The organism is Rhizobium sp. BK591, assembly GCF_014195045.1.
Lineage (GTDB): Bacteria > Pseudomonadota > Alphaproteobacteria > Rhizobiales > Rhizobiaceae > Rhizobium > Rhizobium anhuiense.
Genome location: NZ_JACIAZ010000002.1, coordinates 1,199,070 through 1,224,113 on the forward strand (window position 1 = coordinate 1,199,070; position 25,044 = coordinate 1,224,113).

Below are 25,044 nucleotides of genomic sequence, written 5' to 3' on the forward strand. Positions count from 1 at the left end.
GAGGAGTTCGATGGGTGGCTTCAGCGTCTGGCACTGGGTGATCGTGCTTGGAATCATTGTCCTCCTATTCGGGCGCGGGCGCATCTCTCGGCTGCTCGGCGAGGTCGGTCAGGGCATTGGAATCGTGAAGCGGCATTTGAAGGGCTGAGCTTGCACGAATGTGCTTTGAAACTCGGCAGTGCATTTCGAAATGTCATCGGGTCAGCGGCCGCGGAAAAATTTGAGGGGAAGACAATGACTTCGCACACCGAAATTGGAAAATTCGCTCGCGGCATTTTGTGCCGCACCAGCGCTCTCTCCACCGTGATATTGTTCTTGATAACCGCCACTCCTGCCAGCGCATACAAGTGGCTTGAAATGGATTGGAGCTATCAAGCCAACCCCGTCGAAACCCACTTCGTGGTTTGCGAGAACGACGCGCCCGTCGGCGCCTCGGCACGGATCAAGGAGGCGGCCGCGAAGTGGAACTACACAAAGCTCAAGTTTGTGTTCGACGAGGATGACTGCCCCGCTCAGACGCCAAAAAATTATGTCGTGTTCGATACGTTTCCGCAGACGAATGCGGCGGTATCTGACACGAAAAATGTACCGGCGACGAACAAGATGACGGGGTGCGTCATCCATTTTAACAAGAACAGGTTCTGGTACGTTGGGAACGGTATACCCGACGCGGACGAGAATGATCTGTTCAGTGTGGCGCTCCACGAGTTCGGTCATTGCCTGGGGCTGGACCACGTGGGTGTCAACGGCGTCGTGATGCAGGAGAAACTCGACGCGGGTAAGCAACTGCGTCAGTTGACACCCGACGATATCGCCGGAAGAAACAACATTTACGGATCGCCATGACCTTGCTTGTCGAGATCGATGAATGCTACCGCATAGAAGACGCGCTCATCCTGGTGACCTCTAGGCGACTTCAAGCTTGCGCCGGCACGCCTAGAGAAGGCCGCACAAGGGCGGCGAAACACACCCGTAGGTGTGCCACCGTCACGCTGCATGTCCAGCTCGACCTCGAGCAGGACTTCTCCGCACTCCACGCAGCTGCTGAGTTCGAGGCCGGGCGCGTTGCATGAAGGGCAGTATTCCGGCCGGTGATAGATCGCGCAGAACGCCTCCGGTCTTCCTGAAGGAATGGGATGTAGTGGAAGTTACGATCGATAAGATCGGTACGCTTCGCAATGTGGTGAAGCGAACGAGCCTGAGGCCCTCCGATTCCCTATATGCGGGCCAAATGTCGCAAGAGACGATCGAGTTGGCTCGATGGATGCACGGTCGGGGCTCGGGGTCGGAACAAAGGCCGGTTGCTCAAATGTTCACGTTCTGGGCCAAAATTATCGCATAATGTAATCGACGGGAACTTCTCCGGCCAGCGAATAGAAGAACGATTGCTTGCCAAGCATGTAGCTATCGCGAGTGGCTGGTCTACGGTTCGAATACTTTCAAGGCGTCGCTGTGGTCAATAGATTTTAGGCGGCCCAATATGGAACGTACCGCGCGTTGCGCCTACCTTGATCGGGATCTGCGGGCGCAATGCGATCGAATTTGATCGATTCAGCGATGATTGCCGAAACGGCCTGATATTCCTCCGGCGGGAGTGAAAAACGCTCACGAAGTGTGGCGTTACTCATGTAGTCGTGGGTGAGCCAGCGAAGGACACAATGGAAGAAGCAAGCTCGCAGCTTTTCGGCCTTTGACATCTGAGCGAAGCTTTTCGGTGCGAATAGAACGACACGCATCGAATTTTCTGACGAGATAAAGTCGGGAGCGGGCAGATGCTGCGCTTCGATTTCAATTAGGGACTTGTCGAGACCCCTTCCGCGCTCTTCGCAGAGTCCGAACGAACGCATAGTTGCAGCGAGCTTCTCGTTTCTTGCGCGGCGCTCATCGAGGATGCGGTCGGCGCTGATCAGGGAATTGCCGGGGTTGGTGACTTCGATGCGATTGTCGTAGATTTCGACCACGGGACCAACACCGGTCGCCATGAAATCCTGTTGGATGAGTGCGTTCGCGATAACTTCGCGAATTGCGGTCTCAGGAAAGTGCGGCACCATCCGCCGAACGCCATCGATGTATCGTTCTTCTTTGGGAAGGCGTTCCATCAAGAACCGCATCATTGCGGTAAAGCCGACAGCGTATCCTTTCTTGCCCTCTTGCTCGAAATCTGAATGAGACTTGTCGCGGCCGCCTTCACGGCAATTGCACAGCCACCTGTCCCGGACCTGGCAGACGTGGGATCGCCGCAACGTTGGTGCCAGCGGTCGCAACCATTTTCACCGCCTGTGCCATTTTCTCCTTTACTGTCGTCAGGCTGCGTCCCGGCGCCTTGAGCGGTATCTCCGTCGGTGTTTTCAAAATCGGTCGACGACGCCTTGCTGCTCAATGTAGATAGTGCAATCTTAAGGCGCGAATACTTTGGCTGCACGCACCGACATGGAGGCCGACCGCTGACGGTGACCGATGCTGCGGTCTTCCGAGGCGGGTCGCTCCGTCACCTCTATTTAACGGAGATGCCATGCTTTACACCTCTCGCGCTGCGCTATTTGCCGATCTTGCTCACGATGCCAATAGCACGGCGTGGGTAATGGGCGATGTAACGGCGGCATCCAACGGCGTCTATGTGAAGTCTGGCGCGTCCGGCTCCGGCTCATGGAGCCGCGTGGGTGATCTCCCTTTCAGCTTCGTCATCACGATCGACACCGCGGGGATCAACCTCCCGGCCGTCGCGGCGAACCATATGCTCGTCGACAACGCCACAGGCACAGCCCGTGAAAGCAAAACCTTCCCTCAAGTCAACGATCTCCTGGAAAAGGCGACCTGGGCATTTGACAACAACACGCTTTACAAGAGCCGCTCGAACAAAGACCGCTGGCTTGACAGCTATCGACTGGCTGAAGAACTGCAATTCACGGGCGGCGGGTCGACGGCAACCAATGCTGCGGTTTTGCAGGCGCTCTACAATCGAGCGAAAGCCTCAGGTCGTGGAGAGCTCATTCTTCCGCGTGGCGATATTGCTCTTGAGGCGGCGGTGTCGGTCTACGAAGATGGCACGAAACCGATCCGCATCGTCGGACAAGGCCCGAACCAAACGCGATTCCTGAACACGTCGGCTTCACAGCATTTTTTTAACATCGGTGACGCCGCGCAGGCTCGATCCAAGGACATCGTTTTCGAGGGCCTTTCGCTCAATGCCGCGGTGGCGCAGGATAACAACGGTCGTGGCTTCTACCTTCGCAATACCTCAGATATCACCTTTAAGGATGTCTTGGTTGACGGGCTGAGGAACGGTTGGTCTCTTGGCGAGGGCGCCTCGGCGACCAACGACGTTGTCTATACGTCGCTTGACAACTGCGGCGGAAACTCGTCGGCGGCATCATCAGTCCCCCTTATCCTCTTGGGTTCGGGTGGCATCTTGCAGGTCGGCGGTAATGCCTATCGCTGGAACGCGTCCGGTGGCCATGATTTCATGCAGCAGTTAGATACCAGTTGGAACTGGGATGGCCTTTATGTATACGGTCAGTTTTTCGAACAATTCCGCAAATATTTGGTGTCCAATGCGAAAGGTATCGTAAATGCTGAGTGGACCGGTGGCCAGGTTGATCGAGCCGACATCTTCTTCCAGGCTGAAGCTACCAACGGTTCGAACCGAGATTGGAACATCCACGATGTGAAGATACTCGGTTTCAGCGGGCAGGGCGGCGGCATCGGCTTTCTGTCGTCTGGAACTGTCGAAAGCATCAGAATTGCTCACAACACATTCCACGGCCTGCATGATGCTTGTGTCTATGCTGCGACCGGGAATGTGTTCGTGGAAGCAAATGAGATGGTGCAGTGTGCGGATCTAGGAGCCTCCGCTCCCCTGGGGGGCGCTCTTATCCGCATAGGCCAAGGCAGGGCACGCATCCAAGGCAATTGGGGATATCGACCCAGCGGTGCTCCTGGTTCGGCATATCGCTACGGTATCCAGTGGGATGGCGCGACATATTCACAGCGATCTGCGGCCAACAACGTCTGGTACAATTTTGGAGCCGCCGCGGAAACCGGCACGATGTAGGAAGGTAAAATGTGACCTTCAACATTCCCTTTATTGACCAAGGACCACCGACATCCTGAAACTGGTCTGCGTCTCAATGAGGCGGTGACATGTGGGTTCTCACATAGCGGCGGAAGTCGTAAATTGTGCCCCCGAAGTTTGTCGGTCCCGCCGTGCACGCGGAACGTTGCTATAGCCACCTTCATGCGCCTTGAGCAGCTTCGCCGCTTGGGGGATGTGAAGGTGGCGATGGTCTGATCTTATTTGCTGACGCCCTTCGTTCCGGAGAACGACAGGTTGCCGCTGACGGTCACGCCGGAGTTCGACGTGATGTTCAGCGCATACTCACCGTTCGCCGGCCGCAGGATGTTCCCGGTGACGAAGATGTTGACCGGGATCGAGGTGGTGCCGTTCATACCGACCAAAACGGCTGCATTGTCGTGCCCACCCCAGTTTCCACCGTAGTTGCCGAACGAAACGTTGTTTCCAGAGACTATGATGTTATCGACATTGCTGTCGCCGGCCGCCGAGCTGCCGGCGACGACGATGCCGGCGAGACCATAATTGGTGATGGTGTTGTCGTTGACCGAGACGAAGCTGGCACCGTGGACGTTTTTAATGCCGAAGTTATAACTGTTCATCACTACGTTATCGTTGATAATCGCGTGGATGCTAAAATTATCGACGCCCTCGGCGCAGGTGTCGAGGTGGTTCCCCGTGATTGATGTATTGTAGGTTGTCACGCGGGGGGTGTTGATGCAGTCGGTCTGGTAGCCATAAGCAGCGAGGAAACCCGCGCCGACCAGCATGTTGCGGATCGTGTTGTCGCGAATGATGACGTGGTACGACGACACGTTGTTCCAGATGTCGTTATCGACTTCAATACCCGTGATCTGAGGCACCGAAGCAACAGGCCAGCCAGTCGTATTGTCGACGAAGTCGTGGATGTAGTTTTCCGCCACCTCGCAACCCAACACGCAGCTTTGGATGCGGACACCGATACCGAGCGGGAAGCCTTGAATTTCGTTGCCAATCACCTTGGCTTGTCTCGCGTTCTGCACCACTACCGCACTCAGGGATCGGCCCTGCTGGACCTCCGATACGACACGGATGCCCTTGATGACGGGATGGACGAGTGGGGTCCACGGCGCCGCCAAGAGGCCATGAGCATAGATGCCAACAGTGTGGGTGCCGTATCGATCGCCAAAGGCGAGCGAGGTGTTGTTGAAGTTGGCCGCAGCCATGTAGAGGCCGCCGCTGCCGTCACCGACTAAACCGGAATCATTGTGGGTGATGACAAGCGATTGCGTGATCTTGCAGAGCTTGCCGTGAGGGATGTTGAAGATGTTGCCAGCATCGAGAATGGTCTGGATGGCGGCGGTGTCGTCGGTTGTCGGAAGCGTAGTCGCGGTGCCGTCACAAACCGGATCGGCATAAGCATGACCACCGAACGCAGCAAATGCGAAGATGGCAGTCGCTATTTTAAGTAAAGGCATTTGAATGCGATTCCTACTAATGGTTGCAATTCAGCGTGCGCGCACCTAAAGTCGCGGTCCTCTCCAGACAATGACGATTAGTTCGTCACTTGCAAGACCCACGACGCGCCATCCATGGGCTTTCATGGAAGCCGACGATAGGTTGATCCGAGGGAATAAACGTTGGATCGGGAGGCGCGGCATCGTGCTTCATAGTGCGGCTTCGAAACGGAATCTTTGCCGTGGCCGGAACTACTCCCCGTGGCATGATAATTTGCAGGTTTTCACGTTTGCCGCGTAAAACTACACTTGCATGTGACGTAATTTACGACCTTAGAATGCGGAGATTTTCATTACGTCTTGATTCGCTTGAGGGGGTTCATGCGGAATTTTATTTTGTCTGGTGCAGCTTTGGCTGCAACGATTTCGTTTGGTCTTTTTCTGGATGCGGACATGGGCCGCTCCTTTGCGGGCGTTGCCTTTGCGGCGGATGCCAGCAAGGCTAATGGGAGCGGCTTCGGCAGCGGAAGCTCGGGGCTTGGCAGCAGGTCTTCCTCCGATGGATCCACCGGTCCTCTCGTTGATCCGGCCGCCAATTCGTCCGATCCAGACAAGGCGGTTGATCGAACCACACTGGGCAATGGCAGCAAGGTGCCGGCGGACGAGCTCACCGGCGACGCAGTGGGGAGCGGCGCATCTGCCGACGGCAACAAGGCAGAAGCCACAACATCTGTCGAGAAAAACTCTGCAGCAAAAGCTGCGAGCGCCAGCGCGCTTGCAGCTGCCGCCGTTGAGCCGGATTCACCTGCAGTCAATGCGCCGGAGAAAGCATCGGTTCCACAAATCTCCAGCAACGGATCATTTACCCACACCATCGAACTTGATACCCCAGACTATCACGACATCGCGCCCAAGCTGACACTTCATTACGATTCCGCCCGCAAGTCCCGCCTCGGCGGCCTGTACCAAGGTTGGTTGGGATACGGCTGGGGCCTCGAAGGCCTCGACGTCATCGAACGGGAAAGTCCCGGCGGCGGCGTTCCGGGATGGGATTCCGACATCTTTGTACTGAACGGTGAGCCTCTCGTTCCCTGTTCGGCGGCATCCAGCTGCCAGCCCGGCTCCACGCACACAACCGAACACGAGTCGTTTCAGCGAATCAATTTTAATTCCACCAACAGGTGGACCGTCACCGACAACAAAGGAATCGTGACGACCTTCCAGTCCGTGGCGGAAATCGCCAACGCACCGCATGATGGTCCAAATTGGACTGGACGTTATCTGCCGACCTCGGTGGCGGATCCGAACGGCAATCGGGTGACTTACTTCTATACCTGCCCTGATGTTCCGATGTGTTATCCGACGAGGATCGAATACGACAGCCGTTCATATATTACTTTCGGCTATGAGCCACGGCCCGACTATCAGCCGGTGGCCAACGGCTCCGGTATCACATGGAACCACTTCCGGCTCAAATCTGTCGCTTATAGTGTGGCTGCCGAAGCTGGCATCAGCGGCGGCTACGCCCTGTCTTACGACCAGGCGCCGTTCTCCAACACATCTCGCCTGGTGCGAGTCGATCGTTATGGTCGTGATTTGGTTCTGGATTCCAACACCAACATTGTTGGCGGGACGCACAAGACCATGCGGTCGATGGTCTATGACGATATCAACTACGGCTATACGCGGTTGACCAACCAATTCCCGGCGGCAACGCCTGGAGATGGTGACAGGCAGCGCGCTTACTTTCTCTCCCGGCAGACTGGCGACCTCAACTTCGACGGCAGAGATGAGTTTTATGGGTCTCTTCTGACCTATACCTATGATTCGAGCTTGGGCACATATAGGCCGGACCCAATCAGATTCACGGTCATGAACTTCAGCACAGGAAGCGGCGCGGTCTCTCAGACCACGTCGGTAATGGTGCCGCGGACAAATATGACCTACGATGATTTGCCAGTTCCGAATTACTTCGCCGGTCGTTACGTGGCGGGCAAAGCCAAGGACTTTGGGTTCTCTTACAATACCACCTTTACCGGCAGCAACGACAATGTCGCCAAGTCGCGCACCAGTGGTATTATTACAACCGATTCCTCGCTGAATTTGTCAGCTTCGCTTTGCTCCGGAACATCCTCCGCTGTCTGTAACGCCATTCCGACGAATTACGACAGCGCGAATACGATCAAGAACGCCTGGGTGGATCCGGACGGCGATGGGATCGATCAGCTTTTCAATATCGGCGATTATATCCGAGGCGTCGCGGATTTTCTAGGCGGTGGCCGCCAAGGGGTGGTCAGGGGTAAAGACCTCTTTACCCTCAAATATGTCGGCGGCTCGTGGACCTCACAGTTCATCGGCATCGACTGCAATTCCGCTTCGGCATACTGCGCCCTTGCGGACATGAACGGTGATGGCGCGACTGATGTTGTCAAGACGACGCCGTCTGGAACAGGCTATGTGGCGGCGGTCTGGCTCGGAACCGGCAACAGCTTCGTGCAGGTCGCAAGCGGATTGGCCCTTGAGGGGCCGCCGATCCTTCGCGACATGGACAATGACGGCAAGGTGGATGTCGTCGCCGCCAAGGATCGCAAGGACACCGATCCCTTCAAGGACCTGAAAGCCTATGGTCTGTGGTTCGGAGGCGGCGGTAATAGCTTGGTCGTTTCACCTTTCTTGCAGCGTGGCTCGGGTCTGTCTGGCGACTTTAACGGCGACGGCCTTCCCGATTTCGTCGCCTCCCAAACGGAAACGCGAATCTCCAACGCCGGTTCGGGCAATCCCAATCTCCTGCGCGGCATTACCTTGGCGACAGGCGGAACGATCAACATCGATTATGCCCCGTCGACAGGTTTTGCCAACACCTTCATGCCGCAGGTCATGCATGCGGTGACGGCGCTCACCGTGGATGACCGGCGCGGCTACGGCAACAGCGTGACGAATTATGCCTATTCCGGCGGTCTTTACGATCCTGCTGCCCGCAAATTCCTTGGTTATCGCACCGTCACCGTGACAAAGCCGCCCGCAGCGGGGGAAACGTCCGCTCCCGTAGTCATGACGACCTATCGTCAGGACGTGGCAAGTTACGGACTGCCGGAAAAAACCGTTTTGCGGAACGGTGCGAACACGGAATCCAAACAGGTTGCTGAAGAATACGCCATTAGCACCGGTTCGAAGCCCTATGTGGCCAGGAACACTGCGACGGCGACCACGCTGACGGAAGGAGGGTTGACAACCTTCCTTCGGACGGAGCGGAGTTTCGATGCCTATGGCAATGTAACCGAAATCATGGACCGCGGCCGCACGACGGACGCTGCCGGCAACGAGGTCACAGGGACCACCACTGGCGACGAGAAGAGGACGACATTCACCTTCGCGCCGAACATATCCGCCTACATCGTTTCGTTGCCGACGTCCAAGCTCGTCCGGATTGGTGACATGGCGTCGACGGTCGGGGCCTATGAGGAATACCTCTATGACGGCGCGACCACGATTGCGACGCCACCGGTCAAGGGCAACCTGACCCGGAAGGTAGGCTATATGGGTTGGGGTGGTACGCCGCGTTCATCACCGACCACCTATACCTACGATACATATGGCAACCGGACTTCCGAGACCGACGCCGTCGGCAACCGCACTGAATGGGATTACGACGCCACCTATCATGTCTATCCGGTGGCGGAACGCGCGCCGCGTTACTTCGGCAATGGTACGTTGACTGCCGATAGCCGCTTCGTCAGCACGACGAGCTACGATCTAGTCTGCGGTCTTCCGGCCACGAAGACAGACTGGAACGGCATCGTCGAGACCTACACCTATGACGCCTACTGCCGGCCCTATGGCTATGTGAATGCGGGATCGGGCAATTACGTCAACACCCGTTACCAGAATGAGGGTAGCCCAACGACGCAGTTGGTCGCAACCTACACGCCGAAGACCAATGGATCGGGTGAGGTCTACAGCCAGACCTATTATGACGGGCTCGGGCGGCCTTGGCAGGTGGTAACGCCCGGCGCGACCAGCACTGGCCCGACGCGCATCACCAATACGAGTTACGACCGCCGGGGCAATATCGAGAGCACGACTTTCCCGCGATTCTCGGACGAAGCTCCGCAGTGGACGAGAAGGAGCTATGATTGGCAGGATCGGCTCGTCAAGCAGGTCAATCCCGACAATTCGCAAAGAACCTATCAATACTCCGTATTCACATCGAAATATTGGCTCACATCGGAGGTTTCGTTTGAATATGTCCTCGAAACCAACGAGCTACAGGTGCAGCGGCGCGTCCACAGCAACTCCGACGGTCGTGTTGATGTCATCGTGCCGTTGACCTCGGGAGCAAGTACCGAGTATCGCGCCTATGATGGGCTCGGCCGGTTGGTGTTTGTCTCAGACGGCACCGAAGGCGCCCACTGGACCTATACCTACGACCTGCTCGGCAACCGGCTGACGGCAAGCGATCCGGATCTCGGCAAATGGTCCTATGCCTATGACGATGCCGGCCGGCTGATCCGCCAGACGGATGCGCGCGGCGCGGTGACGACGATGGCCTACGACCAGATGGGCCGGGTGATCCGCAAGGAGGTGACCGAACCGGGTGCGACGGTGCCGACGCTGTTGGCTGAGAACAGCTATGACGAGCCGGCCGCCACCGGCCAGTCGCACAATGCCGGCATGCTGACCAAGGCGGCGAATGATAATGCGACGGTCACCTATACCCGTTTCTATAACGGCGCCGGGGACAAGAGTATCACCAGCACGACGATCGACGGGGTGGCGAGCGCAACGACCGTCGAGCACGGGCCGAGCGGCAAGACCACAGCGATCGCCTATGCGCCTGCCAACATCGTCGTCGGCAAGCGCACCTTGCCCTGGCTCTATAATGACGCCGACCTGCTTTCCAGGATCCCCGGGCTGATCGATTCCGCCAGCTACGAGGCCGACGGCCAGACGAAAGCGATCACCTACATCAATGGCGTGACGACCAGCTTCAGCTATTCCCCGACAAGGCGCTGGCTGGACCGGGTGACGACGGCGAAGGACACGACGGTGCTGATGGACAATCAGTACAGCCGCGACCGGCTCGGCCGGATCAAGACGATCACCGGTCTGACGGCCAACGACAACTGGACCTACACCTATGACGATCTCTCTCGTCTGACCGGCGCCGACAATGGCGGCGACAACACCCTCGACGAGACTTACAGCTATTCGCCGACCGGCAACCTGTTGTCGCGCACCCAGGTCGGTACTTATGTCTATCCCGGACCGACGGCGGTCCGTCCACATGCGGCAACGCAGATCGGCGCCAAGACGATCGACTATGACGCCAACGGCAACATGGTCTCGGACGGCACCCGCACGCTGACCTGGGATGCGTCGAACCGGCTGTCGACCGTCACCCAAAACGGCGCCACGGTGACGCTTGCCTATGGTCCGGACGGAGCCCGGGTGAAGAAGAGCTGGGGTTTCGGCACGACGCTCTATCCCGACGCCAATGTCGAGATCGACCGGACGACGCCGGGTACCGATATTTACACCCTCTATCCGCATCCCGACGCCAAGATCGTCATCACATCAGGCAGCACGACGTCAGACAAGTTCTTCCTGCACCGCGATCATCTGGCTTCGGTGCGGCAGGTGACGACCGAAAGCGGCACTCGCGTCGAGCAGACCGGCTATGCCGCCTATGGCGAAGCCACCAACACCACGATGCAGACCAAGAAGGGCTATATCGGCGAGCGCTTCGATCCCGAAACCGGGCTAATGTATCTCAATGCCAGATATTACGATCCGGCATTTGGGCGGTTTGTCCCCAAGGATGAGCAAGGTCCTGCAGCTTCGTCGGAGCCGCGATGAGAAGGCTTTGCTTTACCCTAATCGCAGCCGCAGTGCTCGGCCTGTTTGGAGCGGCAGCAGAGGCGGTCGCGGCTGACCCGCCTGCCGCCACCATTGAGGCATTATTTGCCCCCGAGCGCGATCTCGCGGATGTCAAATTTTCTGTCGACCATATGATTGATGCCTCAGTGAATACCGAGGCAGGCATTGCGATGATCGATCGAATGGCGAGAGAGGTAAAATCCATGCTGCCGGAAAGCGCCGGAGGCGCGGCAACCCTCGCGGCTCTACGGCGTTATCTCTACGAAGCCGGAGATTGGAACAGCGGCTTGGCGTTCAGCTATGATCAGGCCGATCCGCTTGGCACAAATCCTGTGAATCGCAAGCTATCGCGCTATCTCGAAACCCGACGCGGCAACTGTATCACCATGCCGATGTTGATGTTGTTCATCGGAGAGCGGCTCGGCCTGAAGATGACACTGGCACAAGCGCCACTGCATCTGTTCATCAAGTATACCGATGACGACGGCAAGACCTGGAACCTCGAAGCAACCAGCGGCGGCGGTTTTACGCGTGATATCTGGTACCGTCAGAAACTGCCGATGTCTGACGAGGCTGTGACGAACGGTGTCTATCTCAGGCCTCTGTCGCATGACGAGGCCGTAGCGGTCATCGGCTCGACATTGGTTGAGCATGCACTGGAAGCGGGCAATTACGAAAACGCCGTTGTGATCTCCGATGTGCTTCTCAAGCATTATCCGAACTTCGCATATCTGCTTGCCAAGACGGGCAGCGCCTATGGCGGGCTGTTGCACCGGGAGCTGGCAGGCAAATATACCCGGATGGAAGACATTCCGCCGGACCTCAAGGCTAGGGCCGATGAATGGTATCGGCTGAACGGCGAGGCCTTCGCCAAAGCCGAGGCACTCGGCTGGCGGCCGCAAGACGGACAGGTTCAATAACGAATAGATTTAAGCGGGGGCTTATTGATGCGATTTCTTTCCAATGGGTTTCTGACCCGCACTCTCAGTCTGCTGCTTATCTGCAGCATGCTGTCGGTATCATTTGGATCCGCGGCAAATGCGCGGTTTATCTCGCCAGATGATTGGGATCCTACCATGGAAGGCGTCGGGACGAACCGATATGCTTATTCTGGCAACGATCCCATCAACAAGAGCGATCCGAATGGCCACATAATGAGTAGCCGCGATCTGTATGATCGCACAGGTAACTCGCGAATCCTCGAAGGGGGGCGTGGTGGAGGTGGAGGCGGGTTCAGCTCGGGTTTCGGCTGGTCGCTTGGCGGCTTTTTGAGCGGGCTGTTTGGAGGGGCGGTCGGCCTGAACTCAACAAAAAGTCCGGGAGAGAGCGGTTCTCATATAACAGGGCAACGGAGCGATACCGATTCGAGACAATCATCCGTCGCTGTGGGCGGTGCGCCCGGCGGCGATCCGGAAAACGATGATGGAGAAAACGGAAAAAATGAAAAAAGCAACAAACCCAAGGAGGATGAGCGGGCTAACCTAACTTCGAACCCCAAACATCACCCCAATTCGAAGAGTCCGGAGCCAAACAATGTCCAAGAGTTATACAAGAACTCAGTGGCAGACAAAACTGGGGTTCGATGGGCCAAAGACGCAGATGGAAATATCCATAGATTCAGCAGGCCAAGTAATGGAGAAACACATTGGAATGGCTCTACTGCTGGACCGGATCCAATTAGAAATCAAAACATACCTAAAGAAATCAAAAACGAACTTGGCATAAGGAGGTGAGAATGATTTTCGGGAACAAAGAACATTTTGCGATCGAAAGTGGCGTCAGTAAATTCCTAAAATCTAAAAACCAAATGGCCATTGGTTTTTTCAATATATACATCAATTCCTTTCAATACGGCGTTCGAAAAGAAGATGCTTCTATACTTGGAAGCTCGTACTACGAGGTGAAAAACAGAATAAAAGACACGGGGAAACATGGTTTCTCGAAATTACTGAGTGCCGCCGAAATTATACATATCTTTCAATATGAAAGTTATGGGATAGGAAGCAGGGTTGATGATTTGATTGCTCACCAGGATGGAAAATTATTACAAGAAATAATAGATAATAAAATTGTATGGGCTCCAGATGGGGACGCCGCATTCGATGACGGAGGTCATGTTTTTCAAATAGACGAAGGAAAAATGGTAAGAATAATCGGCTTCATAAATGATATTCCGGCAAAGAATACCTCAGAGATACGGATTGAAGCCGTCAAATTTTACAAAATTTTGCAAGACTGGTCCGATTTCTTCTACAAAGACTGGGATAGAAATCATTGATCTATGTTTTCACTCGGCGGTGGCAACGTACAGAGTCATGTGCCTGAAGGCGTGAGAATTTCGGCAGGAGTGCTAAAGTGTGTTATATTGCTGTGGCGTCTGAATTCGGTCTTATAATTCGAAAAGCCGCGCTGGTTGAAAAGAAACTTTCCCGCTAAGCGCTTATCGAAATAATGCAAGATATTGACCTAATTGCAGAAAATGATGATCTCCTAACGTTCGGACCTCTATTTGGGGACCTACCAGACCACGATGAGACACCTCGAGATGGCGGGTCTTACATATGTGGACGATTACTTCGGTCTGGATATTCTGGTGCCTCCTTGGATAGAGTTTGGAGTTTCATTGGCCCGGTGATCGGCATACGAGATTCGGCTCAAGGTGATTGCACGAGTATCCTTCCGATTAGCAATCTGCTCGGATTGCCGAAGGTTACTGTCTCGGATCCTTATCGCAGATAGAATCGAAAGATAGGACCCGGTGGACTTGGGTCCGGTTTATTATCTTTCCACCAAATGCTAAAATGCAGAACCCTTAAATAGGCATCGAATTCGCTAATATACGCGCCACACCCGTAGGAAATTCTACGAAAAATTGTGGAAACCTGCGAACTATTAGAATACCAACGTGCAGCATCACCGCACTGCGGATAAGTTCATTGAAAGAGAAGCCGGTGAGTCTTTTTCATGAAATCTGTGGTGCCTGTTTGTATGCTCGGCTTGCTTCTGCTCGCCGCCTGTAGCTCCACGGATTCGGTTGAGGACGTGCTGGCGGTAAAACTGAATGAGCTGGATTCTACCGGCAAACCTCTTCCGGCCTCTCGTTATTCCTCGCGCGTGATCGGTGGATCTCCATCGGGCCAAAGCTTCAACGGCGCCATCCATGAGGGCAGCGGGAAGTTCGTCTCCTATGGTGCTCCGCCTGTCTCGGTCGGGCAGCTTGCCAAAGGCGGCGATGGCTACAGTCTCAATCTCGTAGGGGCATCGGTTGCTGCCGCGGCCAAAAGCGTGTTGGGGGATACGCTTGGTCTCAACTACGTTGTGGATCCACGCGTTTCGGGAGCGGTGACGCTGCAAACGACGAACCCCGTCTCGCGGGAGGCGTTGCTCGATATCTTCGAGGCGGCGCTGTCGGTCAATGGCGCTGTGGTCGTCAAGCGGAACGACAGCTATCAGATCGTCCCTTCATCCGAGGCTTTTTCATCCACACCTCAGGTCAGCGTTCCCTCCGCCTCTCCGAAGGGGCCGGGCATCAAGGTTCAGGTGGTCGAACTCAAATATGTGTCGGCCGACGAGATGAAAGGAATCCTCGAGCCGATCAGTCGCCAGGGTTCGGTGCTTCGCGTTGATCAGACGCGCAACCTGATCATGCTTGCGGGGACGAACAACGATCTTTCGGCGATGCGGGATGCGATCAATGTTTTCGACGTCGATTGGATGGAGGGCATGTCGGTTGCCCTTCATCCGCTCACGGCGTCTCAGCCGTCAGCTGTCGCAAAGGAACTCGACACGATCTTTGCCAATGACAGCGGGGGCGGCAAGATCATTCGTTTCGTACCGAACGAGCGCTTGAACTCGGTGCTAGTGATCACGTCGCGGCCGGCCTATTTGAAGCGCGCGTCCAGCTGGATCCAGAAGCTCGACCGGCTTGCAAGCACCAACGAAGAGCAGCTTTTCGTCTACGACATTCAGAACCGGCCCGCGAAAGAGCTGGCGCAGGTGTTGCAGGCCGTCGTCAGCGGGCAATCGACCTCGGATGCGGGCGGCCAAGCGTCGAACGCAGTCGCGCCTAATTTACAGCAGGCGAATTTGTCCACGTCCGAAGAGCAGCCACAGCCTTCGGAAGCGTCCGAGACGACAGATACGTCCGGACAACTTGCGGGCTACAGCGCAGAGCCGGCCAAGGTCAAAACGTCGATCGTCGCCGACGTCGAAAACAACGCGTTGCTGATTTCAACCACCGCCCGGGAATATGAGCATATTCAACAGCTGCTGCGTCAACTTGACGTCGTTCCGACGCAAGTGCTGCTTGAAGCCGTCATTGCCGAAGTCACTTTGAACAATGAGTTGAAGTTCGGCCTGCGCTGGTATTTCGAGAACGGCAATACTGGCGGCGCGTTTTCCGATCTCGCAACCGGCGCCGCCAATATCGCTTTCCCCGGTTTCGGATGGAGCTACGCGACAAACGACATCCGCGTGACGCTGAATGCGCTTTCGAGCATTACCGATGTCAATGTGGTGTCGGCGCCGACCCTCATGGCCCTGAACAATCAAAAGGCGACTTTACAGGTTGGTGACCAGGTTCCGATCGTGACCCAGCAAGCTGCCAGCGTGAACGGCAATTCGCCGGTCATCAACTCGATTGAACTGAAGGATACCGGCATTATCCTGTCGGTGATCCCGCGGGTGAACAGCTCCGGCCGCGTCATGCTCGATATCCAGCAGGAGGTGAGTGACGTCGTCAAGACCACCTCGTCCGGCATCGATTCACCGACCATTCAACAGCGCAAGGTTTCCACCCGCGTGGTGGTCAACGACAATGAGAGCCTTGCGCTCGGCGGCCTCATTCAGCAGCGCAACAGCGTGACCCGCAGCCAGGTGCCGCTTCTCGGCGACATTCCGCTGCTCGGGAACGCCTTCAAGAACAAAACGGATACCATCAAGAAAACCGAACTGCTGATTTTCATAAAACCACGCATCGTTCGCGACGTAAGCGAAGCGCGCGATGTGACCAACGAGTTCCGCAAACAACTGGATTTCCGGTCGGATATTCAAAAAAGACGCGGTGGAAAAAATGCCGTCGAGCAGGATCTTAAACGGTTGGCGTACTGATGCTCATCCCGTTCGCCGTTATCCTTGCCACATGCATGCTTGTCGTCGGCTATATTGATTTCCAGCGGATGGTGATTCCCGACTGGCTCAACGTCATCGTTGTCGCAGTCGGGATCGTCTTCAAGCTGCAATATGGATACTCGACAGCGTTGGCGGCACTGCTCTTCGGAACCGTAGTCTTGTTGCTGTTCTGGGGGCTGAGATACGTTCATTGGCGTTTCAGGGGCGTCGTCGGTCTCGGTCTCGGTGATGTCAAACTGGCAGGTGCCGCCGCGGTCTGGCTGGATCCCGGGATCTTCCCCGTTTTCCTGTTCGTCGCTTCTGCCCTCGCATTGCTCTATTTTTGCGTCGTCGCCAGGCGATCTGCCAACATCATGTCGCTTCGGGTCCCCTTTGGGCCGTTTCTGGCAATCGCATTGTTTGCAACATGGAATTTCAACATTTTTTACGGTCAGGCGGCTGGATAATGCTCAAAGACAACTTCAACCATGATGACGAGACCAACTCCCGCACCCTTGCGACCGAAGGCTTTACCCTGGTCGAACTGTTGGTCGTGCTCGCCATTATCGGCCTGATTGCCGCACTGGTCGCGCCGCAGGTGTTGAAATATCTCGGATCCGCCAAGGTCGATACGACAAAAGCCCAGATCAAGAATATCGAGAACGCGCTCGAACTTTATTATATTGACGTCGGCCATTATCCCTCGACCGACGAGGGACTTGAGGCTCTTGCTCGCGCACCGGCAGATGGAAGTGCCTGGAACGGGCCATATCTCAAGAAGTCAGGGACTTTCCTGGATGCCTGGGGCACGGCCTACGAATATAAAAGTCCAGCGGACGAGAAGCCGTATCAGGTCATCTCACTCGGCCGAGACCGGAAGGTCGGTGGAGATGGCGAGGATGCCGATCTTTCCAGCGAATAAACTATCTGTCGGCCTGCAGGAACGCTATTCTGCTGGCGGTAAGGCTCGCAAGGCCGCGTTTTGCCTTCAGGGTTATCTTAACGGCATAAGGCAGCCGCTCCGGATGGCTCCATTGGGGTAGCCATAGCTGAGGTTCGGGGCTTGCCGGATTTGTTCCATCCAGGAACTGGAAGTTGACGTCGACAATTTCCTCGATGACCGGAAAAATCTCCGATGCCGGCGCCGTGGATGAGACGCGGCGTGGAGTATTCCGCAATACGATAGAGACCGATCCGCCGGTCTCCACCCGGTCGATCGATATATCGCGTAGCGCAATCTGGTCGCTTCCCACTCTCAACACTGCCGGGAAATGCAGCGAGTGTTCTGACCCCTCGAATACGAGCCTCTTTTGGGAGCCGGCGTCGATCAGGTAAACACTTCGGGCGTCCGCAATCGTTGCCTGCAGAAAGGAAACCGCTGCGGTCAATTCTATTTGGCCATCTGCACTTTGTGCCAAGGTTCGGAGCGGCCGGAATTGCGCCACCGCACCGAGAAGCACTGTACTCAGTGCGGCAAGCAGCGCCAGCGTAACCAGCATTTCGACCAGAGTAAAACCGTCTTCGCTTTGCCTCGAAAGCTGATGCATGGACCTCATTGCGGTTCGATCCTGGCAGGCAATGTCACGAGAAAACTCTGGCGGAATGTCTCGTTCCTTTTGCCGGCCGAGATAATTGCAAAGGACGGTTGCCCGGGTTCGGATCGGCCCGGGTGCGGTGCCAGCATCCGAATTCTCCAGCGAAATGCTTCCGTCTCGCCTTCTTGCTGCGTCAGGGCGGATACCGCCAGCTTGGGAAGGGCGTCTACCCGCAAAGACTGCACGAGGGCCAACATGTCCTGCCGGTCGCTCGCAAGCCGGTAACTTCGGACGGCGATGGCCAATGTATGGGAGGCAATTGCCATAGAGACCGACAGGATGAGGAAAGCGACGATCATTTCCAGAAGGGTGAATCCGGCATCATCCATTTGAGGGTGGTCAATCATCGAAAACCACTCTGGCCGAGCCCGTCAGCCAGTTGATCTGGATCCTGATATCCTTTCCGCTATCGCGATTGAGTGTGATTTCCCCACCCGACGAACTTCCGTCGGCAAAAAATCGGATGTCGCCTCTGGAAACCGTCGTATCGGAATTCCTGCCGACAGTCGCAGTCAGCGAAACCGATGCAGGAATTGCGATATCCTCGCGCCCGCCGCCGGAGCGGATCACGCGCTCGGTCGTGTCGATTGACAGGACCGTTTGCGATCCCTTCTTGATGGCGACCAGTCGGGCAAAACGCGCGTCCTCGGCGATCCGGGATGCTAAATTGCGCGTCGTCACCGAATTGGAAGGGCGAAACTGCGGCAACGCGACTGCAAAGAGCGCACCCAGTATCGCCAACACGACCAGCATTTCCAGCAGACTGAAGCCGGCAGTGGTAACGTGACGATCGGACGCTCGGGCGATCATTGCGCGCCCAATTCGTTCACACTGAGAAGCGCGGTCATGACGGAGATGACCAGCCCGCCAACGAGCAGTCCAAGCAGGATCGTGATCGTGGGAGTAAGAAGTGAGAGAAGACGATCGAGCGTTCTCTGGGCTTCGACCCTCATGATATTGGAGCCGTTGGCCAGCACCGCCGCGAGCTTGTTTACCTCATCACCAACGGCAGTCAGGGACACAATGCCTTCGGGAAACAGCCGGCTTTCCGAAAAAGCCTCGGCAAGGCGTCTTCCCGAAATGACCGCTTCGCGCATCGCGGACAGTCTGGGACGATAGATCGAGACCGTGCACGCTTTCGCCGCCAGCGCCAGGGCCTCCGGCATCACGACGGCGTTATCGAGCAGCAGCGAAAGTGTCTGCAGATAACGTGCCAGGGCGATCTTGATGATCAGCGGCCCAAAGACGGGCATCTTGATGAGAATGGCTGTGCCCCATCGGGAGAACGCTTGCGCCTTCAAAGCGTAGGTCACCACGGCGAGAAGGAAGGACGCACCCCCGACGAGCGCGAATACCGGATCTGAGAGAAGCTGGCCGGCCATGGACAGGAATGCGATCAGAAAAGGTGTTTCCCGGTCCGAACTTTGAAAGATAGGTTCGAGAGCCGGCACCAAGACAAATGTCACGACGCCGACAGCAAGCAGCATCATGAGCAGCAGAAACGCTGGATAGAGCAGCGCGTCCAGGAGCTGTTTGCGATGTGCCTTCCGGCGCTCCAGATCGGAAGCAATCACCGACAGAACGTCGGCGAGACGTGCCGTTTTTTCCCCGCTCGCGATCAAAGCGAGGATGTCGTCGGGCAATCCTTCGATCAGCGCAAATGTCGATGAAGCCGCAGCGCCCGCGGACAACCGTTCAAGCATTGCATCCAGGCGGTCCCGCTCGACTTGATTGATTGCGGAAGCACGCAGCGCGCGCAATGACTGGTCCAATGTGAGACCGGCCGTCACCAGCACTGCCAGATTGCCGATGAACCTGACGTGGTCAAAACGGTGCCCGATTTTGGGCAGCCGTAGAACTCGCGAGCGCACGCTCCCAAACGGTCGAACATCGGAAACCGTGATGCCGGGAGATCGAAGCTTACGGCGTGCATCGGTAAGGTCCGTAGCCTCAACCGTACCCGTTCGTTTTCGACCGTCACCGGCAAATAGCGAATATTCGAATTTAGCCATTTGAATTAGTCCGCATCGATGACACGCAAGACCTCATCCATTGTCGTCAATCCACTCGCCACGAGTGCCTGTCCATGCTGCCGCAACGGGACCATGCCATTTTCGATCGCCACCACTTCGAGATCCTCTTCAGCGCTGGTCGCCCGCATGGCCTCGCGGAACCGATCGGAAACTTCGAGGATCTCGAAACTTGCTGTGCGTCCCTTGAAGCCGGTTCCCTCACAAGCCGCGCAGCCGATTTTGGTCGGGAGGTTCCGGCACGCTGCGCAGCACTGGCGAAGAAGCCGCTGCCCGATCACACCTCTGATGGTCGCCGCCAGGAGGAAGGGTTCGATTCCCATGTCGCGAAGACGGTTGAACGCGCCGGTCGCGCTGTTCGTATGCAGTGTCGAAAGGACGAGGCGTCCAGTCAGAGCCGCTTGGATCGCAATCTCCGCCGTTTCTCGATCTCGAATCTCTCCGACGAGGACGATATCAGGATCCTGTCGCAGCACCGAGCGGAGTGCCGTGGCAAACGACAGGCCGATCGCCGGATCGATTTGTAACTGGGTGATGCCGCCGATACGGTATTCGACCGGATCCTCCACTGTGAAGATCTTGACGGTTGGCCGATTGAGTCGGGCAAGAATCGAATAGAGGGTTGTTGTCTTCCCAGAACCCGTGGGTCCGGTCACCAGGATCAGGCCGTTGGAGCGCCGAGTCAGATTGTCGACTCTGGTGGCCGCTGCGACGTCATAGCCCAGTGCCTGAAGATCCAGCCTGATGTTCTCTCGGTCCAGAATGCGCAACGCCGCCGTCTCTCCTTGCACCGAGGGCACCACCGAAAGTCGGAAATCGACCTCCTGGCCCCTTACGGCGAGCCGCAATCTCCCATCTTGCGGCAGCCGGCGTTCGGCAATGTTGAGCCGCGCCAGGATCTTCAGGCGGCTTATGACGCCGGTGTGGAGTGACTTTGGCACTATCTCCGTCTCGAGCAGAAGGCCGTCACGGCGAAGCCGGACACGCATGGTGTCGACCTGTGGCTCCAGGTGAATGTCCGTTGCCTTGTCGTCGATCGCCCGTTGGACGATCTTTGATACGAATTTTACGACCGGCGCATCGCGCGCGACATCAAGCAGACGCTCCAGGTCGACATCGGAGGCGTTCTCTTCCAAGATCGTCTCTTCGCCAGGTGAAGCGGACTCCTGTCGAAAGCGGCCGATTTGCTCTTCGATGACACTTCTGGGTGCGATGCTGGCTTGAACTGGCAGGTCGAAGAAATACGAAACTGCTTCGATCGTTTCATAATCGAACGGATCAGCAATCGCGATGTGGAGATGAGCATCCTTCTTCCCCAAGGGAAAAATCGCCTTCTCAGTTGCGTAGTCCCAGCCCAGCTTTTCCAGCCATTCAATTCCATCATGGGTGCCACAGTCCGCGATGACATCCAGATCGAGGAACCGCGCCAGCTCTGTCGCAATTGTAAGTTCGGGAAGAATTCCAAGTTCCCGGATCACCATGTCCAATGGCTGACCAGTCTGCCGCTTTGCGGATTTTGTTCGCTGCACCGCCTCGGATGTTGCCATGCCACTCGTGGCAAGATGGGCAAGGAAGCGATCGAGTGGCCCCATTGAATCTATCATCCGAAAGCCTCCTCAAACCAGGCGGTTATGTCGGTGCCGAGGACAACCCTGCAATTGGGGAGTGCGGCCTTCGCGGTCGTCAAGATCGCCAGCGCTGACGACCGACGGCCCATTTGTCGGTCACCGCCGATCGTGACTATTCTGGCATCGATCGCACTCTCGCCGCGCCTACTGATTCTTGTCGTCAACGTGTAGGTGGGAAATGCGCTTAAACCGTCATGTACAGCGCCGTCGAGCTTTGCCAGGATGGACTGCAGCGGCTTTGACGCAAGGTCGCGATCAATGAAGGCACTGTGGCTATCGACTGTGAATATCTCACTGAGCTGCTCAGGTGTGAACCGTCTCATCTCAGCAAAATCGAGCAATTCGACCACATCTTCCAATGGCGCATGCTTCAATCCGAAGCTCGGCTCTGGCCCGATCGGAAGTGCCGTGCCGCGTTGTGGCGAACGAAATGCAACGATGGAATTGGCGACAGCGCCAGCTTGTCGGTCATCCAGCCCTAAAGCTGCCAATCCCGCAGCAATGGTGCTCGTTGCGGCGACGTTGAGGTCAATCAAGCCGGCATGATTGATCAAGCGAAGCGTCAAGGTGAGATCCTTTATCCGACACGACATTCCATCTGCGCCGGCGTCCCGCCCGACTGAACTTTTCCAGGAATGATCGGATGCCAATTTTGCTGCCACGTAGGCATTGGCGGCTTCGGCGGCATAAGAGAGCCGGGTGTGTTCGAATTCATGGCTGGATGTCAGAGCCGCCAGCCGGGCAGCGGACGAAAACGGCAGCAGCAATGCTGCAAAGAGCAGCAGAAAGGCGAGGACAGCAAGCAGCGCAAAGCCGTCATCGCCATAATAATTCCCTGTCGGCATCCTAGTTTTGTGGGACATTTGGATTTTCCGGCGGGTAGAGATCGACAACGGTCAACTGATCCCCCGATCTTAGCGCAACGCCATGAGTATCGACACGCTCCAGTGTCCATCCCTCGAGCGTGCCGCCGATCGGCAGCCAATGCGGCGGGTCTTCGGTCCCGACCGACAATAGGGCCGATACGTCGGCTCCAATCTTCCGAATTCCTTCCAGATGAAAAGCCGGGATCGAAATTGCTGCAGAGGGCGGTGGCGCGATGAGTTCTGGTTGAGGCGCGACGGGTGCAATGACAGGCTCGAATTCACGACGCGTGGGGCTGAAAATCGGGCGGGACAGCGTATCCTGCTGATCGAGACCAACGTCTGTCGGCTTGACGCTGGACCCTCTTTGCGCAGAGAGGGGCTTTCCGGCTCCTTTAGGAATTTCCATCGGCGATATGTCGACGGGGATTCGCGCCAGGGCAAGATTGAAGAGAGCGAGCATGGCAAGGGCGGCAGCGATGCTCAAGTAGCCTACTAGAGGAGAGTTGATGTGCGGAAATGTCATCGAAGCTGAGCCGCTTTTGTTGGGGCGATCAGTGCCGGATCGGCTGAACCGTAGATCTCGATCGATGTCGCCAGCTGAAGCGGTGCCTGAAGTTGCCCTTCCTGGACAGGGCTTGTCATCCTGATCAACGCCTTTCGGACCAGGAGAGGGGGCTCCGATGCCTCTATCTGAAAGACAACATCGTGAATGGCCTTGAGGCTGCCCTGGATATCAACTGCGGCACCAATCAATGGAACGGCATCCGGAGCGGAATCTGGAATGCTATTGATTGACACCACAACTGCTCCGGCCTGTGCGGCTATGCCATTGATGCGCTCCTGAAGCCGCGCCCTTGTCACGGGCATCGTCTCCCCGTCGAGATAGACACCCGTCACCGCGGGGGCAGGGGCCAGTGCTCCGCCAGTGTCCGCCGGATTTTGCTCCAGCACAGCGTTCAGCCGGCCGAACTCAAAGCGTTTTTCATCGATTTCGTTTGCTTGCTCGCTAAGATGACCAATCGCCAGCATCGCAAGCCAAACCGCAGAGAGGACCCCAAGGCCGAGCATGCTTAGGGCGACCCCTCGTTGGATCCGCCGGGGGGCATTCATGAGCCCGATCAGTATCTCGGTCATTCCGGCCCAACCTTCAGACGCATCTCAAAGTGCTCGCCACTCTGGCCAGGTACCCGGACAATTGGCGAGGTAAAGCTTGGTTCGCTGAAGAGGGGCGATTCTTCCAGCGGACCGATCAGCCCCGCAGCCGATTGGGCGAACCCCGATACAGTCAATGTTCCGCGGTCAAGCGAGAGATCGGTGAGCCAGGCGCCGTCAGGAAATCGACGGCTTATCTCCTCCCAGACGGCTATGACAGGGATCGCTTCGTCCTTGCGGCGACGCGCGGTCTCCAGAGCTGACGCCTTTTTTGCGCGCTCGTTGAGGGCAGCCCGCACCGAGACCGCTTTCTGTCGTTTCAATGCAATGTCGCTATCGAGTGCTGCAAGCGCCCTATCATAGCGGAAAAATGCATGACCGACCGTGAGAGCGGTCGTCACAGCTAAAATAAATAGAGCGGTCGTGAGGATATGAGATCGGGGCGAGATCCGAGCAGCTTTCGGAAGAATCTCTTTGACGGCTCGCTGAGGAATACGGGCTACGATACCATCAGCGTTTCCAAAGGAAATCGCCTTGATCTTTATCTCAGCTGCAGCCAGAGCCGACAGATACGGGTCGACGAAAGTTCTTTTAATAATAGCATACGCGCACGGCAAACCATCGCTGCCTCTGACAGGCACGCAATAGACCTCTTCTGATCGAAACGGCGTTTGGGCGATGAGATCGGCCTCTGCGATTTCTTTTGCTCTGCTGTATGGAAGCGCCGAACCAGCGATTTGACGGCGGATATAGCGGTCCTCGGCAAACAACAGCGCGCAGATCTGGGTTCGCTCAAGAACTTTCGCCAAGTCATCAAAAGCCACCGTTTCCGCCTGCGACGCACCCGACCACTGGACGACGGTTCCCGTCCGACTGATTTGGATGACGGGATGCTCAATCGTTGAAGACAGATAGGGCAGCATCCGCTGAATTTCGGTGGACCACCAATCCCAGAAATCGAGAAGCTTATCGAGAATCATGGTCGTTTTTTCAACTTAAGGATCAGCGAATCATGCAATTTGCTATCATAATGCTGTCCGTTGCGTCCGGCAGGACTTGAGAGACTTGCGGCACGCTATCCACAGCCTTTCATGGAAGCCGAATAGACGTTGGATCGGGAGGCACGGCATCTTGGTTCATAGCGCATTTTCGAAGCGGAAACTTTGCCGAGAACTACTCTACGGTGGCATGATAATTTGCAGTTCGCCGCGCAAAACTACACTTGCATGTGACGTAATTTACGACTTTAGAATGCGGAAATTTTGATCACGTCTTGATTCGC

Annotated in this window: 21 protein-coding genes; 10 read left to right on the forward strand and 11 right to left on the reverse strand. The window is 56.3% G+C overall.

Annotated elements, in window-relative coordinates:
• The first annotated feature begins 10 nt into the window (after positions 1 to 10).
• Together FHX10_RS12720 and FHX10_RS12725 are read left to right on the forward strand one after the other, a co-directional pair.
• Positions 11 to 148 carry a twin-arginine translocase TatA/TatE family subunit gene (locus FHX10_RS12720; RefSeq protein ID WP_184389423.1) on the forward strand — a complete coding sequence of 46 codons (138 nt, stop codon included), beginning with the start codon at positions 11 to 13 and terminating at the stop codon, positions 146 to 148.
• Positions 149 to 234: 86 nt separating this feature from the next.
• The gene (locus FHX10_RS12725) at positions 235 to 846 is read left to right on the forward strand and encodes a matrixin family metalloprotease (protein WP_184389425.1); all 612 of its coding nucleotides are present in this window, start codon (positions 235 to 237) and stop codon (positions 844 to 846) included.
• Between the two features lie 620 nt (positions 847 to 1,466).
• On the opposite strand, the gene FHX10_RS12730 is transcribed toward FHX10_RS12725, so the two are convergent.
• A complete protein-coding gene (locus tag FHX10_RS12730; protein WP_246781228.1) occupies positions 1,467 to 2,099 on the reverse strand; it encodes an ATP-binding protein in 633 nt (210 codons plus the stop codon).
• Positions 2,100 to 2,512: 413 nt separating this feature from the next.
• Here FHX10_RS12730 and FHX10_RS12735 point away from each other — a divergent pair, with 413 nt between their 5' ends.
• Positions 2,513 to 4,051: a hypothetical protein gene (locus FHX10_RS12735; RefSeq protein WP_184389427.1), complete on the forward strand. Its 1,539-nt coding sequence runs from the start codon at positions 2,513 to 2,515 to the stop codon at positions 4,049 to 4,051.
• Positions 4,052 to 4,290: 239 nt separating this feature from the next.
• Here FHX10_RS12735 and FHX10_RS12740 read toward each other — a convergent pair whose 3' ends face one another.
• Positions 4,291 to 5,526 (reverse strand): hypothetical protein, encoded by a 1,236-nt coding sequence (locus FHX10_RS12740; RefSeq protein ID WP_184389429.1) that lies wholly within the window; start codon positions 5,524 to 5,526, stop codon positions 4,291 to 4,293.
• 432 nt (positions 5,527 to 5,958) lie between these two features.
• Here FHX10_RS12740 and FHX10_RS12745 point away from each other — a divergent pair, with 432 nt between their 5' ends.
• The 7 genes from FHX10_RS12745 (at position 5,959) to gspG (ending at position 17,413) form a co-directional block, all read left to right on the forward strand.
• Entirely contained in the window at positions 5,959 to 11,361 is a 5,403-nt protein-coding gene (locus tag FHX10_RS12745; RefSeq protein ID WP_184389431.1) for a toxin TcdB middle/N-terminal domain-containing protein, read from the forward strand.
• Complete coding sequence (locus FHX10_RS12750; protein ID WP_184389433.1) at positions 11,358 to 12,302, forward strand: transglutaminase family protein; 945 nt, start codon at positions 11,358 to 11,360, stop codon at positions 12,300 to 12,302. Before FHX10_RS12745 ends, FHX10_RS12750 begins: the two co-directional genes overlap by 4 nt.
• Before the next feature lie 27 nt (positions 12,303 to 12,329).
• Positions 12,330 to 13,115, forward strand: coding sequence for a hypothetical protein (locus tag FHX10_RS12755; RefSeq protein WP_184389435.1), 786 nt, complete (start codon positions 12,330 to 12,332; stop codon positions 13,113 to 13,115).
• 2 nt (positions 13,116 to 13,117) lie between these two features.
• A complete protein-coding gene (locus tag FHX10_RS12760) occupies positions 13,118 to 13,660 on the forward strand; it encodes an Imm42 family immunity protein (protein WP_184389437.1) in 543 nt (180 codons plus the stop codon).
• Positions 13,661 to 14,346: 686 nt separating this feature from the next.
• A complete protein-coding gene (gene gspD, locus FHX10_RS12765; RefSeq protein WP_184389439.1) occupies positions 14,347 to 16,491 on the forward strand; it encodes a type II secretion system secretin GspD in 2,145 nt (714 codons plus the stop codon).
• Entirely contained in the window at positions 16,491 to 16,958 is a 468-nt protein-coding gene (locus FHX10_RS12770) for a prepilin peptidase (RefSeq protein ID WP_281413907.1), read from the forward strand. The genes gspD and FHX10_RS12770 overlap by 1 nt, the downstream gene beginning before the upstream one ends.
• Positions 16,958 to 17,413, forward strand: a complete 456-nt coding sequence (gspG, locus tag FHX10_RS12775; protein ID WP_184389443.1) for a type II secretion system major pseudopilin GspG — start codon at positions 16,958 to 16,960, stop codon at positions 17,411 to 17,413. Before FHX10_RS12770 ends, gspG begins: the two co-directional genes overlap by 1 nt.
• A gap of 1 nt (position 17,414) precedes the next feature.
• Here gspG and FHX10_RS12780 read toward each other — a convergent pair whose 3' ends face one another.
• From FHX10_RS12780 to FHX10_RS12820, 9 genes are read right to left on the reverse strand one after another with little or no spacing between them, the layout of a single operon-like run.
• On the reverse strand, positions 17,415 to 18,038 hold the full coding sequence (locus FHX10_RS12780) for a prepilin-type N-terminal cleavage/methylation domain-containing protein (protein ID WP_184389445.1): 624 nt from the start codon (positions 18,036 to 18,038) through the stop codon (positions 17,415 to 17,417).
• A gap of 5 nt (positions 18,039 to 18,043) precedes the next feature.
• Positions 18,044 to 18,433: a Tfp pilus assembly protein FimT/FimU gene (locus tag FHX10_RS12785; protein ID WP_184389447.1), complete on the reverse strand. Its 390-nt coding sequence runs from the start codon at positions 18,431 to 18,433 to the stop codon at positions 18,044 to 18,046.
• On the reverse strand, positions 18,426 to 18,896 hold the full coding sequence (locus tag FHX10_RS12790) for a GspH/FimT family pseudopilin (protein WP_184389477.1): 471 nt from the start codon (positions 18,894 to 18,896) through the stop codon (positions 18,426 to 18,428). The genes FHX10_RS12785 and FHX10_RS12790 overlap by 8 nt, the downstream gene beginning before the upstream one ends.
• The gene (locus FHX10_RS12795) at positions 18,893 to 20,098 is read right to left on the reverse strand and encodes a type II secretion system F family protein (RefSeq protein ID WP_184389448.1); all 1,206 of its coding nucleotides are present in this window, start codon (positions 20,096 to 20,098) and stop codon (positions 18,893 to 18,895) included. Before FHX10_RS12795 ends, FHX10_RS12790 begins: the two co-directional genes overlap by 4 nt.
• 5 nt (positions 20,099 to 20,103) lie before the next feature.
• Complete coding sequence (locus FHX10_RS12800; RefSeq protein WP_184389450.1) at positions 20,104 to 21,720, reverse strand: GspE/PulE family protein; 1,617 nt, start codon at positions 21,718 to 21,720, stop codon at positions 20,104 to 20,106.
• A complete protein-coding gene (locus FHX10_RS12805; RefSeq protein ID WP_184389452.1) occupies positions 21,717 to 22,607 on the reverse strand; it encodes a hypothetical protein in 891 nt (296 codons plus the stop codon). The genes FHX10_RS12800 and FHX10_RS12805 overlap by 4 nt, the downstream gene beginning before the upstream one ends.
• Positions 22,591 to 23,094, reverse strand: a complete 504-nt coding sequence (locus FHX10_RS12810) for a hypothetical protein (RefSeq protein ID WP_184389454.1) — start codon at positions 23,092 to 23,094, stop codon at positions 22,591 to 22,593. The genes FHX10_RS12805 and FHX10_RS12810 overlap by 17 nt, the downstream gene beginning before the upstream one ends.
• 35 nt (positions 23,095 to 23,129) lie before the next feature.
• On the reverse strand, positions 23,130 to 23,744 hold the full coding sequence (gene gspM, locus FHX10_RS12815) for a type II secretion system protein GspM (RefSeq protein ID WP_184389456.1): 615 nt from the start codon (positions 23,742 to 23,744) through the stop codon (positions 23,130 to 23,132).
• Positions 23,741 to 24,742, reverse strand: a complete 1,002-nt coding sequence (locus FHX10_RS12820; protein WP_184389458.1) for a PilN domain-containing protein — start codon at positions 24,740 to 24,742, stop codon at positions 23,741 to 23,743. Before FHX10_RS12820 ends, gspM begins: the two co-directional genes overlap by 4 nt.
• Positions 24,743 to 25,044: the final 302 nt, after the last annotated feature.